This is a genomic window from Streptomyces sp. NBC_00647 (assembly GCF_045207245.1).
GTDB lineage: Bacteria > Actinomycetota > Actinomycetes > Streptomycetales > Streptomycetaceae > Streptomyces.
Map to the genome: position 1 here is coordinate 8,095,244 of NZ_CP109040.1, position 12,132 is coordinate 8,107,375.

Consider the following 12,132-nt stretch of genomic DNA (forward strand, 5'->3'; position numbering starts at 1 on the left):
ATGTCGGTGAAATCGTCGATAGCATTGTCAACAATCACACGGAGGTGGCCGGATGCCTGTCGTGCGTCTCCTCCCTGCCTGCGACCGCTGACGAGCGGCTCGCTGATGTGGTGAATTGTCCGGCATTCGTGCGGACGCAGTGATCTCGAAGTCGGTCGATGGGCGCCGCCCGTACGGCCGGGACGTCATTCCAGGTTCAAAGGAGTGGTTCGTGAGCAGAGAAAGAACCCGTCAAGTGCGTACGCGACGGATTCGGCGAGGTATAGGAAGTGCCGTCGCGGCAATTGTGCTGGTCGGCGGCGGTATTGCTGTGGCAAATGCTTCGACCGACGTGCTGAGCGGCACCTCGGCCGCAGTGGCCAAGCGGCCGGTCGACAAGCATGCGACCGGCGCGAAGGCCGTGGTCAGTGCCGCCAACGCGTTCCTGAACACACTGGACGCCGACCAGCAGGCGGAGGTGCTGCTGGACCTCACCGAGGAGAACGCGACGGCGTGGTCGAACCTGCCGTGCGGCTCGTCCTGCCGGCCCGGGATCCGGCTCGGTTCGCTGACCGACACTCAACTGGCCGCAGCCATGAAGGTGTTGAAGGTGGCCACGGGGTCCGGCAAGGGCACCGGGTATGACCAGATCACGCAGATCCTCAAGGCCGACGACGTGCTCGACGCGGCCCAGAACTCCGGCTCCGCGTCCGCGCCGGCGCCCACGAGCAGCGAGTCCAGCACGCCATCGACCGACCCGTCCGCCACCGCGGACCCGAGCACGTCGGCCACCGATCTGCCGACGGGCACCCCGCCGTCCGGCGGTCCCGGCGGCGGTGGCGGCGCGTTCGGCTACGGCAGCGGTGTCTACTTCATGGCCTTCCTGGGCACCCCCTCGGCGGACGGCACTTGGCAGCTGCACTTCGGCGGCCACCACCTCGCCGTGAACCTCACCTACAAGGACGGCAAGCCGACGGGTGCCAGCCCCTTCTTCATCGGGGTCGAGCCGACCACGTGGACCGCGGACGACGGCACCACGTACACGCCCATGGCGGACCAGCGAGACGGTCTGGTCGCGCTGACCGGCAGCCTGGACGCGGAGCAACTGACCCAGGCCAAGCTGTCCGCGTCGTTCAGTGACGTGCTCCTCGGTCCGGGCAAGGACGGTCAGTTCCCGGAGACCAAGGAGGGCATCCCGGTCAGCTCGCTCAAGCCCCAGCAGAAGCAGCTGGTCCTGAAGGCGATCCACCCCTGGGTCGCCAACGTGGACGACGCCACCGCGAAGCGGCTCATGAAGACGTACGAGCGTGAGCTGAACCAGACCTACGTCGGCTACTCCGGCGGCACCGGACTGGACAGCCAGGGCGACTACGTGCGCATCGACGGGCCCGGTGTGTGGATCGAGTTCGTCTGCCAAGGCGGCGTCGTCTTCCGGGACCAGATCCATTATCACACCGTGTACCGGGACCACACCCGTGACTACGGAAGCGAGTTCACCTTCTCATGACCCGACCGCGGAACTGGCTGACCACAGCTCTTCGCCTGGTGGCCGGGATCGCGATCGCGGTACCGGCGGCGCTCCTGCTCGGGGCGTCGCCGGCCGCCGCGCACCCGATGCCGCACTCGGTGGTCCGGCTCGACGTGTTCAAGGCATCGGTCACCGCACGGCTGGAGCTGCCGGTCGACGACTTCTCCCGGGCGAGCGGGATCGATCTGAACAGCGTCGAACCGGCCGCCCTGCCCGCCAGGGCCGCGGCCGTCCGCACCTACCTCGGCCGGCACATCCGCCCGACCACGCTCCGGGGCGAGGCGTGGCAGGTCGAGATCGGCGCGCTGAGGCTCAGCCGTACCGAGCAGACCTCCACCGGCCCCTACCGCGAGCTGGTCGCCAAGGCTGTGCTCACGCCTCCGCCCGGCGGGGACGTGCGGCACTTCACCCTGGACTACGACGTGATCGTCCACCAGGTCGTCACCCACGTGACGTTGGTGACGGTACGACAGGACTGGGCCGCCGGTCGGGTCGGCGGCGATGGTGCCACCCAGGTCGGCACCGTCCGTCTCGACATCCGGCACATGAAAGTCCCGCCCTTGACCGTCGACCTCGGCGCCGGCAGCACCTGGCGCGGCTTCCTCGCCATGCTGGAACTCGGCGGCGACCACATCCTCACCGGCACCGACCACCTGCTGTTCCTGCTCATCCTGCTCCTGCCCGCACCGCTGTTGGCCACCGGGAGACGCTGGCACGGACTGGTCGGCGCCCGCGCCGCGCTCGGGCGCATCGGCCGCATCACGATCGCCTTCACCGTCGGCCACTCCGTCGCACTGGCCGCCACCGCCCTCGGGCGCCTGGACCTCCCCGGCCGGCCGGTCGAGGCGTTCATCGCCGTCAGCATTCTCGTCGGCGCGGCCCATGCGATCCGTCCGCTCTTCCCGGGCCGGGAGGCGGTGGTGGCGGGGGTGTTCGGCCTCGGCCACGGCATGGCGTTCTCCTTCGTGCTCGCCGAGATGCATCTGTCCACCGGGCAGCTCGTGTTCAGCCTCCTCGGCTTCAATCTGGGCATCGAACTGGTCCAGCTCCTGCTGGTCTGTCTGGCCCTTCCCGCGCTGCTGGTGATCGCGCGGCTCCGGGTGCAGCCCGCGCTGCGCGTGGGCGGCGCGCTGCTCACCGGCGCCGCGGCCGTCGGCTGGCTGGCCGACCGGCTCGGCGCACCCAACCCGGTCGCCCGGACGGCCGACGGCGCCGGAACCCACACCACGCTGATGCTGACCGCCCTGGGGCTGTCCGCGGTCGCCGCGGTCGGCTGGACCCTGGCCGCCCGCCGGCGCTCGGCGGGTGAACCGGGGGGTGGGGTCCGCCTTCGGCCAGGGGTGAGGGCGGAGGGCGAGGCCGCGCCCGGACCGGCGATCTCACCCAGGCCGCGCGAGCGCGCCTTCATACGCCGGACGACTCGAGATCCGGTGGTGGACAGGCCTGCGCGCGGTCGAGGGAGTGACACGACAGCGCCTCGACGCAGAGGGGTGGCCGGGGACACCGGGCCCGTCCTGACGTCGAGATTGCATATCACATACATATCGCGGGTACGACCTCGTCCGTGATGTTCCCCCGGACCTCCAGGCGTCCCGCTCCGCGATGCGCGCCTGGGGGTCGTCACGTGGGAATGCTCACCCGTGCGCTCGTGTCCCCGGGGTGGTTCCTGTGGCCGCGACCACGCGTCGGAGAGCCTGTGTTCGCGAGCCCGTGTTCGCGACGTGATGAGTGGTCCTTTCACCATCGACCGGAGTGAGGTAGCCCAGCATGTCGACTCCAGCACCCCGTCTCGTCCCGTCCGCCGACCGTCTTCCGGGCGGCGGGACGGTCATCGACCGGCTGGTGACGGCCAACCGCGCGTACGCCGCCGGGTTCGTGGACCCGGGCATGGGCGCACGCCCGGTCCAGCGCGTCGCCGTCGTGGCCTGCATGGACGCCCGGATCGACCTTCACGCCGCGCTCGGTCTCCACTTGGGCGACTGTCACACCGTCCGCAACGCGGGCGGTGTCGTCACCGACGACACGATCCGCTCCCTGACGATCAGCCAACGCGCACTCGGCACCCGCAGCGTCATACTCATCCACCACACGGGCTGCGGCCTGCAGACTCTCACCGAGGACTTCCGGCACGAGCTGGAGATGGAGGTCGGGCAGCGGCCCGCCTGGGCGGTCGAGGCCTTCAGCGACGTCGACCAGGACGTACGGCAGTCGATGCAGCGGGTGCGCACGTCACCGTTCCTGCCGCACACCGACGATGTCCGAGGCTTCGTCTTCGATGTCACGACGGGGCTGTTGCGGGAGATCCACCCGCGGGCCTGAGGCGACCCGCGACCCGCGACCCGCGAGCCTGAGGCGCCCGCCCTCTTGCCGTCCGCGGGCGTCCGCGGGCAAGAGGGCGTCGTCCCGCCCGGGCACCGTCCCGCCCGGGCGTCAGCGCTGCCGGGTGGCCATCGCGGCTATCTGCTTGCAGTAGAAGTCGGTTGTGTTGCTGGTGTGCCGCCGCATGAGCTCCTCGGCCCGCTCCGCGTCGCGGTCGGCGATGGCCTCGATGATCCGCGCGTGCTCGCTCCACGCGTCCCTGCCACGGGGTTTGGCGATGGGCATGTAGTACCACCGCACCCGTCGGTCGACCTGGGGGATGAGTTCGGCGAGGACGGTGTTCCGGGACAGCTGGGTGATGTGCCCGTGGAGCGCGGCGTTGGCCTCGACGATGGCCCGGGCGTCGCCGGCCGCGAGGGCCGTGAGCCCCGTCTGCTGCAACTCCCACAGGCGGGCGACGTCGTGGGCGGTGGCGTGCAGGGCCGCGCCGTGGGCCGAGTGGGTCTCCAGAACCGCACGCACACCGAGGAGTTGGGCACACTCGTCCGGCGTGGGGGAGTGGACGAAGGCGCCCTGGGACGGTCGCAGGTCCACCCAGCCGGTGGTGTGGAGGCGCTGAAGGGCTTCCCGGACGGGCTGGCGGCTGACGCCGAGCCGTACGGCGAGGTCCGCCTCGACGAGGTGCCGGCCGGGCGGGAGGGAGCCGTTGATGATCAGCTCGGTCAGTGCGTCGTACACGGCTTGGCGCAGTGGGGCCGGCCTGGCGATCGGGCCGTCGGCTGCCACGGTGGGCCTGTCGGGCATGGAACCCTCCCCGTCGTCGGACTGCCGACGCCCCGGTGACGGGCCTCGGAATACGGACTTCAGTATGCAATAACCCCGTGCGTCCGTGTGTCCCTCGTGGTGAAGTCCATGGGGCCGTCATCGCTTCCGGGAATCGATGCGGCGTCCCTCTGGCGCATCACGAACGAAGACAACATACTGTATGCAATTCCCGGAGGTTGTTCCCGAGGAGGGGGTCACCCCGTGTCGTACCGCAGTTCTCTCTCCGCAGTCCTGGCCGAAGTCGTCGCGCCCGCAGCCGAAGTGACCGCGCTGGAGGGCAGGTTCCCCCGCTCGGCCGTCACGGCACTCGGCCGTGCCGGACTGCTCGGGCTCACCGTCTCCCCGGAGTTCGGCGGCGGGGGGCTCGGGCTGCCGGAGGCCGCCGACGTGGTGGCGCGGACATCGCGCGTCTGCCCGGCGACCGCCGCCGTGCTCGCGGCCCACTTCACAGCGGTCGCCGCCGCCGAATCCTGCGGCGGTTCCTGGGTGCGCGGCGAGGTCGCCGCCGGACGGCACCTCGCCGGCCTCGCCCTCTCCGAGGGGAGACCCGGCGACCAGGAGATGGAGTTCCCGCACGGGATGCCGGCCTCGGCCGCCACCCGCTTCGCCGACGTCGTCGCCCTCCGGGGTCGTAAGCGGCAGGTGGCCGCGGCGGGCGAGGCCGACAGCTACCTCTGGTCCTCCCGGCCGCTCACCGGACCCGACGGCCTGACCCTGTGGGTGGTTCCGGCGCAGGCCCCGGACCTGTTCGTCCCGGCCAGGCCCGGCGAGGGAGGGCCCAGCGGCAGCGCGACCTCCACGGTGTGTGCCGATCCGGTCCTGCTTCCCGCCGACGCGATGCTCGGACGGGACGGCGGAGGGCTCGACATCCTGCTGGTGACCGTTCGGCCGTGGCTGCTGGAACTGCGGGCCGCCGGCGGTGCCGACGCCCTCGGCCTCGGTGTCGCCGGCTCCGGTGGGAAGGGGCCCGCCGAGAAGGGTCCCGGGGACGAGGAGCTCGGTGGGAAGGGCCTCGGCTTCGGCGTCGGCCGCCGTCCCGTCGACTCTCTCGCGTCGACGTGAAGCCGGCCCGGCGGACGGCGTGACCAGGCGGGCGGCGTGATGAGTCCCGCGCGAACGCCCGTCCGGTCAGTCCTGGTTCGCCCCGGCGGCGAGCCGCTTGCCGTAGAAGCCCGTGGTGCGCTCGGTGTGCTTGCGCATGACCTCGCCCGCGCGGTCCGTGTCGCCCTTGGCGATGGCCCTGATCAGCTGGGCGTGTTCGTTCCAGGCCTCCTTGCCGCGGGGCCGGGCGATCGGCGTGTAGTACCAGCGGACCTTCTGGCTGACGCCCGCGATCAGCTCGGCCAGTACGGCGTTGTCGGCCACGGCGGTGATGAAGGCGTGCAGGGCGGTGTTGGCCGCGACCAGCCGCTCGACATCGTTCGCGGCGAGGGCGTCGACGCCCTCCTGGTGCAACTCCCAGAGTCGTTCGACGTCCGCGGGCTTGGCGTGCTGGGCGGCGAGCTGGGCCGAGTAGGTCTCGAGGACCGCGCGGACACCGAGGAGTTGGGCCGCCTCCTTCTCGGTGGGGGAGTGGACGAAGGCGCCCTGGGCCGGGCGCAGGTCGACCCAGCCGTCGGTCTGGAGCCGTTGCAGGGCTTCGCGTACGGGCTGGCGGCTGACTCCGAGGTGCTCGGCGAGCTCCGCCTCGACCAGGTGCTGTCCAGGCTTGAGGGAGCCGCTGACGATCAGCTCGGTCAGGGCGTCGTACACGGCCTGCCGCAGTGGCGCCGGGCGGGTGACGCGCCGGGACGCGGCGGCCGTGAGTGCCTCACGCATGGGAGCCCCGTTCTGCCACCGGGCCCGCGGGGCCGACGGCTCTGCCGTGTGGTGGCCGCCGAGAAGGTCGCCGACGGCTGCGTCAGCATACAGGTTTTGGTATGCAGGATGGCGGCCGCTTCGGGAGTGATCCAGGTCGGCCGGGGGCGCCCCCCGAGCCGTGCTCCGCCCGTCTTCGAGCAGGTGGCGGGTGTGTGCGGCGGCCGGTGGCGTCGGTGGAGCCGGGTCCGTCCGTGCTCGACGATCTGTACGGGGCGCTCGCTCCTTCGGCCGCCCGCCCGACCAATTCCCGCCTTCGCGAAGGGGGTTGAGTCCGATTGAGTTCTGTATACAGAAGCCTGTATGGGGTAATGTCTAGTCTCCCGCGAGCATCGCCGGGGACCCGCGTGACGGAAGGCGGAGCGATCATGACGACCAGCGCGAGTGACGTGACGGTCGAGAGCGTGGTCCGGAGGGTGGCGGCCGGTCATCGGGATCAGCGCGGCGCGCTGCTGCCCGTACTGCACGCCGTACAGGCCGAGTTGGGCCATGTGCCGCAAGAGGCGATTCCGGTGCTCGCCGACGAGTTCAACCTCTCCCGCGCCGACGTCCACGGAGTGGTGACCTTCTACCACGACTTCCGCCGCGAACCCGCAGGACGCACCACCGTGCGCATCTGCCGGGCCGAGGCCTGCCAGGCCCTGGGCGCCGAAGGCCTTGTGGCCTACGCCCGCGAGGCCGGACTGACGCCGGGGGAGACCACCGCGGACGGTGCCGTGACCGTCGAGCAGGTCTTCTGTCTCGGCAACTGCGCGCTCGGCCCGGCGGTCGAGGTGAACGGCCGGCTGTACGGACGCGTCGGCCCGGCTCGGCTGGGCTCGATCCTCGACGGGACGGTCTCCTCGTGAACGACACAGCGCACCCCGTGGCGACGGTCTACGTCCCCCGCGACTCGGCGGCCAGGTCCGTCGGCGCGGACGAGGTCGCCCACGCCCTGCAACAGGCCGCGGCCCGCGGCGACTTCGCCCTCGATGTCGTACGCAACGGATCGCGCGGCATGCTCTGGCTGGAACCCCTCGTCGAGGTGGTCACCCCGCACGGCCGCGTCGGCTACGGCCCCGTGACCCCGTCCGACGTCGACGACCTGCTCGCCGCGGGCATGCTCGACGGCGCCGACCACCCGCTGCGGCTCGGTGTCGTGGACGAACTGCCGTGGCTGGCCCGCCAGAACCGGGTCACCTTCGCCCGGGTCGGGGTCACCGACCCTCTGTCCACGGACGACTACCTGAGGCACGGCGGCCTCGCCGGGCTGCGCGCCGCGCTGGAGCGCCCGCCCGCCGACGTGGTCGCCGAGGTCACCGCGTCCGGACTGCGCGGCCGGGGCGGCGCGGGATTTCCCGCCGGCATCAAATGGAAGACCGTGCTCGACTGCGCGGACGAGCTGAAGTTCGTCTGCTGCAACGCCGACGAGGGCGACAGCGGCACCTTCGCTGACCGGATGGTCATGGAGGGCGACCCGTTCATGCTCATCGAGGGCATGACGATCGCCGCGCACGCCGTCGGCGCGAGCGAGGGCTACCTCTACGTCCGCTCGGAGTACCCGGACGCGGTGGCCACCCTGCGCGCCGCGATCGGCATCGCCCGCGAACAGGGCTGGCTCGGCAAGGGCATCCTCGGCTCCGCGCTCGACTTCGACCTGCACGTCCGCGTCGGCGCCGGCGCGTACATCTGCGGCGAGGAGACCTCCATGCTGGAGAGCCTGGAGGGCAAGCGCGGCACGGTACGCGCCAAACCACCGATCCCCGCGATCGAGGGCCTGTTCGGCAGACCGACGGTGGTGAACAACGTCCTGACCCTCGCCACGGTCCCCGTAGTGCTGGCGTCCGGCGCGCGGGCCTACCAGGAACTCGGCGTCGACCGCTCACGCGGCACCCAGGTCTTCCAGCTCGGCGGCAACATCGCGCGCGGCGGCATCGTCGAGACCGCGTTCGGCGTCACGCTGCGCGAACTCGTCGAGGACTACGGCGGCGGCACGTTCTCCGGGCGTCCGGTGCGCACGGTCCAGGTCGGCGGACCGCTCGGCGCCTACCTCCCGACGTCGATGTTCGATCTGCCGATGGACTACGAGGCCTTCGCGGCGGCGGGCGCGATGGTCGGCCACGGCGGTGTCGTGGTCTTCGACGACACCGTCGACATGGCCGCGCAGGCCCGCTTCGCGATGGAGTTCTGCGCGGAGGAGTCCTGCGGCAAGTGCACGCCGTGCAGGGTCGGTTCGGTGCGCGGTGTCGAGGTGATCGACAAGATCGTGGCCGGTCGGCACCGGGACGAGAACCTGGCGCTGCTGGAAGACCTGTGCGACCTGATGACCGACGGTTCGCTGTGCGCGATGGGCGGGCTCACGCCGATGCCCGTACGGAGCGCCCTCACCCACTTTCCCGACGACTTCCTCGCCCGCGAAGAGGGCCGGGAGACCGACTCCCCACAGCCCAGCGGCGCGAGGACGGAGGGCACGGCATGACGCTGCTCAAGGAACCCGACTTCGGAACCCCGGAACGCCCCGGCGACGCCACGGTGTCGGTCGAGGTGGACGGGCTGGCGGTGACCGTCCCCGAGGGGACGTCCGTGATGCGCGCCGCGGCGCAGGCCGGCATCGACATCCCCAAACTGTGCGCCACGGACAGCCTGGAGCCGTTCGGCTCCTGCCGTCTGTGCGTGGTGGAGATCGACGGCAGGCGGGGCACCCCGGCCTCCTGCACCACCCCGGTGGCGGACGGAATGAGGGTGAGCACCCAGACGCCGAAGGTGGAGAAGCTCCGCCAGGGTGTCATGGAGCTGTACATCTCCGACCACCCGCTCGACTGTCTGACCTGCCCGGCCAACGGCGACTGCGAACTGCAGGACATGGCGGGCGTGGTGGGCCTGCGGCAGGTGCGGTACGGCTACGAGGGCGAGAACCATCTCGCCGCCGAGAAGGACACGTCGAACCCCTACTTCGACTTCGACCCCTCCAAGTGCATCGCCTGCTCCCGTTGCGTGCGCGCCTGCGGCGAGGTGCAGGGCACGTTCGCGCTGACCATCGAGGGGCGCGGCTTCGACTCCAAGGTCTCGCCCGGCGCCGCCGAGACGTTCATGGACTCCGAGTGCGTCTCCTGCGGGGCCTGCGTCCAGGCCTGCCCGACCTCCACGCTCCAGGAGAAGTCGGTGGTCGAACTCGGCATGCCCACCCGCTCGGTGGTCACCACCTGCGCCTACTGCGGGGTCGGCTGCTCCTTCAAGGCCGAGCTGCGCGGCGACGAGCTCGTCCGCATGGTGCCGTACAAGGACGGCGGCGCGAACGAGGGCCACTCCTGTGTGAAGGGCCGGTTCGCCTTCGGCTACGCCACCCACCCCGACCGGATGCTCAGGCCCATGGTCCGCGACCGGATCACCGATCCCTGGCGCGAGGTCGAGTGGGACGAGGCGATCGGCACGGTCGCCCGGCGGATGCGGGACATCCAGGCTCGGTACGGGCCGAGTTCGATCGGCGCGATCTCCTCGTCGCGGTGCACCAACGAAGAGGTCTACGTCGTCCAGAAGATGGTCCGCGCCGCGTTCGGCAACAACAACGTGGACACCTGCGCCCGCGTCTGCCACTCCCCGACGGGATACGGACTCAAGCAGACCTTCGGCGAGTCGGCCGGCACCCAGGACTTCCGTTCCGTCGCGGAGGCCGACGTCATCATGGTGATCGGGGCCAACCCCACCGACGGGCACCCGGTGTTCGCCTCGCGCATGAAGCGACGCCTGCGCGAGGGAGCGGAGCTGATCGTCGTCGACCCGCGCCGCATCGACCTGGTGCGCTCGCCGCACATCGAGGCCGCGCACCACCTCCAGCTCAGGCCCAGCACCAACGTCGCCGTCGTCAACGCCATGGCGCACGTGGTCGTCACCGAGGGCCTGGCCGACCGGTCCTTCGTGGACCGCAGGTGCGAAGGGTTCGACGAGTGGGCCCGGTTCGTCGCCCTGCCCGAGAACAGCCCGGAGGCCACCGAGGAGATCAGCGGTGTCCCCGCCGATCAACTGCGGGCCGCCGCCCGGCTGTACGCGAACGCGCCGAACGGCGCGATCTACTACGGCCTCGGCGTCACCGAGCACAGCCAGGGCTCGACGATGGTCATGGGAATGGCCAACCTCGCCATGGCGTGCGGCAACATCGGCCGCGACGGCGTCGGGGTCAACCCGCTGCGCGGGCAGAACAACGTGCAGGGCTCCTGCGACATGGGTTCCTTCCCGCACGAACTGCCCGGCTACCGGCACGTCTCCGACGACGCGGTGCGCGAGGTGTTCGAGAACCTGTGGGGCGGCACCCTCCTCGCCGAGCCCGGCCTGCGCATCCCCAACATGTTCGACGCCGCGATCGACGGCACCTTCCGCGGTCTGTTCGTGCACGGCGAGGACATCGCGCAGTCCGACCCCAACCTCCAGCACGTCACCGCCGCGCTCGAGGCGATGGAACTCGTCGTCGTGCAGGACCTGTTCCTCAACGAGACGGCCAAGTTCGCCCACGTCTTCCTGCCCGGCGCGTCGTTCCTGGAGAAGGACGGGACCTTCACCAACGCCGAGCGCCGGATCAACCGGGTGCGCGCGGTGATGAAGCCGAAGACGGGCAAGCACGAGTGGCAGATCGTCTGCGAGATCGCCACCGCCATGGGCTACCCGATGGCGTACGACCATCCGAGCCGGATCATGGAGGAGATCGCCTCCGTCACCCCGACGTTCACCGGCGTCTCCTTCGACGTGCTCGACAAGCTGGGCAGCGTGCAGTGGCCGTGCAACGCCTCGGCACCCGAGGGGACACCGGTGATGCACGTGGACGAATTCGTGCGCGGCAAGGGCAGGTTCGTCGTCACCGCGTATGTGCCGACCAATGAACGCAGCACCCGGCGCTTCCCGTTGGTGCTCACCACCGGGCGCATCCTCAGCCAGTACAACGTGGGCGCGCAGACCCGGCGTACCGGCAATGTCGCCTGGCATCCCGAGGACATCCTGGAGCTGCATCCGCACGACGCCGAGGTCCGCGGCATCACCGACGGCGCGCTCGTGACACTGGCCAGCCGGGTCGGGCGGACGACGCTGCGGGCGGAGATCTCCGACCGGATGCCGGCCGGCGTCGTCTACACCACGTTCCACCACCCCGTGACCGGCGCCAACGTGGTGACCACCGAGAACTCGGACTGGGCGACCAACTGCCCCGAGTACAAGGTGACCGCCGTACAGGTCGGACTCGTCCATCCGCTGGGACACGGCGGCGAGGTGCCGGAACGGGCCCGGGACAACGAGCCGGAGCGGGCCGGGGACGACGTACTCACGGCGGTGGACTGAGATGACGGCGAGCGTGCCGCCGGAACGCCGGATGGCGAACGACATCGCCGTGAACCTGGGGCACCTGCCGGGGGAGTCGGCCGCCGAGGCGATCGCGGGTCACATCGGCCGGTTCTGGGACCCCCGCATGCGCTCCCGGCTCCTCGCGCACGTCGATGCGGGTGCCGACGGGCTGCATCCGCTGGTGATCGCGGCCGTACGGCTCCTGCGCTGAGCGAGGCCGTGCACGAAGGGAGGCGGGACACGGCCGGCTCGGTAGGCTCTGGATGATCACGGGGCAGCCGGCCGGTCCGTCCGCGGTGCCGGTGGGCGGCGCGAGCGAG

The 12,132-nt window shown here is 71.0% G+C and carries 10 protein-coding genes; 8 read left to right on the forward strand and 2 right to left on the reverse strand.

Going from position 1 to position 12,132, the window contains the following annotated elements:
- Nucleotides 1-310 precede the first annotated feature (310 nt).
- From OG788_RS35540 to OG788_RS35550, 3 genes are all read left to right on the forward strand, one after another.
- A complete protein-coding gene (locus OG788_RS35540) occupies nt 311-1,486 on the forward strand; it encodes a DUF3500 domain-containing protein (RefSeq protein WP_406375143.1) in 1,176 nt (391 codons plus the stop codon).
- On the forward strand, nt 1,483-3,075 hold the full coding sequence (locus OG788_RS35545) for a HupE/UreJ family protein (RefSeq protein WP_406375144.1): 1,593 nt from the start codon (nt 1,483-1,485) through the stop codon (nt 3,073-3,075). Before OG788_RS35540 ends, OG788_RS35545 begins: the two co-directional genes overlap by 4 nt.
- Before the next feature lie 199 nt (nt 3,076-3,274).
- Nucleotides 3,275-3,826: a beta-class carbonic anhydrase gene (locus OG788_RS35550; protein ID WP_406375145.1), complete on the forward strand. Its 552-nt coding sequence runs from the start codon at nt 3,275-3,277 to the stop codon at nt 3,824-3,826.
- Between the two features lie 111 nt (nt 3,827-3,937).
- Here OG788_RS35550 and OG788_RS35555 read toward each other — a convergent pair whose 3' ends face one another.
- Nucleotides 3,938-4,630 (reverse strand): GntR family transcriptional regulator, encoded by a 693-nt coding sequence (locus OG788_RS35555; protein WP_406375146.1) that lies wholly within the window; start codon nt 4,628-4,630, stop codon nt 3,938-3,940.
- Between the two features lie 222 nt (nt 4,631-4,852).
- On the opposite strand from OG788_RS35555, the gene OG788_RS35560 reads away from it, so the two are divergent.
- Complete coding sequence (locus OG788_RS35560) at nt 4,853-5,713, forward strand: acyl-CoA dehydrogenase family protein (protein WP_406375147.1); 861 nt, start codon at nt 4,853-4,855, stop codon at nt 5,711-5,713.
- A 66-nt stretch (nt 5,714-5,779) separates the two neighbouring features.
- Here the strand turns inward: OG788_RS35560 and OG788_RS35565 are convergent, their stop codons facing one another.
- A complete protein-coding gene (locus OG788_RS35565; RefSeq protein ID WP_406375148.1) occupies nt 5,780-6,469 on the reverse strand; it encodes a GntR family transcriptional regulator in 690 nt (229 codons plus the stop codon).
- A gap of 407 nt (nt 6,470-6,876) precedes the next feature.
- Here OG788_RS35565 and OG788_RS35570 point away from each other — a divergent pair, with 407 nt between their 5' ends.
- Genes OG788_RS35570 through OG788_RS35585 form a run of 4 tightly spaced genes read left to right on the forward strand, consistent with a single transcriptional unit; the run spans nt 6,877 to nt 12,023 of the window.
- Nucleotides 6,877-7,356, forward strand: a complete 480-nt coding sequence (locus OG788_RS35570) for an NAD(P)H-dependent oxidoreductase subunit E (RefSeq protein WP_351545673.1) — start codon at nt 6,877-6,879, stop codon at nt 7,354-7,356.
- Nucleotides 7,353-8,966 carry a formate dehydrogenase beta subunit gene (locus tag OG788_RS35575; protein ID WP_406375149.1) on the forward strand — a complete coding sequence of 538 codons (1,614 nt, stop codon included), beginning with the start codon at nt 7,353-7,355 and terminating at the stop codon, nt 8,964-8,966. Before OG788_RS35570 ends, OG788_RS35575 begins: the two co-directional genes overlap by 4 nt.
- Nucleotides 8,963-11,809 carry a formate dehydrogenase subunit alpha gene (gene fdhF / locus OG788_RS35580; protein ID WP_406375150.1) on the forward strand — a complete coding sequence of 949 codons (2,847 nt, stop codon included), beginning with the start codon at nt 8,963-8,965 and terminating at the stop codon, nt 11,807-11,809. Before OG788_RS35575 ends, fdhF begins: the two co-directional genes overlap by 4 nt.
- A gap of 1 nt (nt 11,810) precedes the next feature.
- Nucleotides 11,811-12,023: a formate dehydrogenase subunit delta gene (locus tag OG788_RS35585; protein ID WP_406375151.1), complete on the forward strand. Its 213-nt coding sequence runs from the start codon at nt 11,811-11,813 to the stop codon at nt 12,021-12,023.
- Nucleotides 12,024-12,132 lie beyond the last annotated feature (109 nt).

Coding starts and splice junctions, on each gene's coding strand:
- OG788_RS35545 (WP_406375144.1), top strand. CDS start 1,483: ATGACCCGACCGCGGAACTGGCTGACCACAGCTCTTCGCCTGGTGGCC.
- OG788_RS35550 (WP_406375145.1), top strand. CDS start 3,275: ATGTCGACTCCAGCACCCCGTCTCGTCCCGTCCGCCGACCGTCTTCCG.
- OG788_RS35555 (WP_406375146.1), bottom strand. CDS start 4,630: ATGCCCGACAGGCCCACCGTGGCAGCCGACGGCCCGATCGCCAGGCCG.
- OG788_RS35565 (WP_406375148.1), bottom strand. CDS start 6,469: ATGCGTGAGGCACTCACGGCCGCCGCGTCCCGGCGCGTCACCCGCCCG.
- OG788_RS35570 (WP_351545673.1), top strand. CDS start 6,877: ATGACGACCAGCGCGAGTGACGTGACGGTCGAGAGCGTGGTCCGGAGG.
- fdhF (WP_406375150.1), top strand. CDS start 8,963: ATGACGCTGCTCAAGGAACCCGACTTCGGAACCCCGGAACGCCCCGGC.
- OG788_RS35585 (WP_406375151.1), top strand. CDS start 11,811: ATGACGGCGAGCGTGCCGCCGGAACGCCGGATGGCGAACGACATCGCC.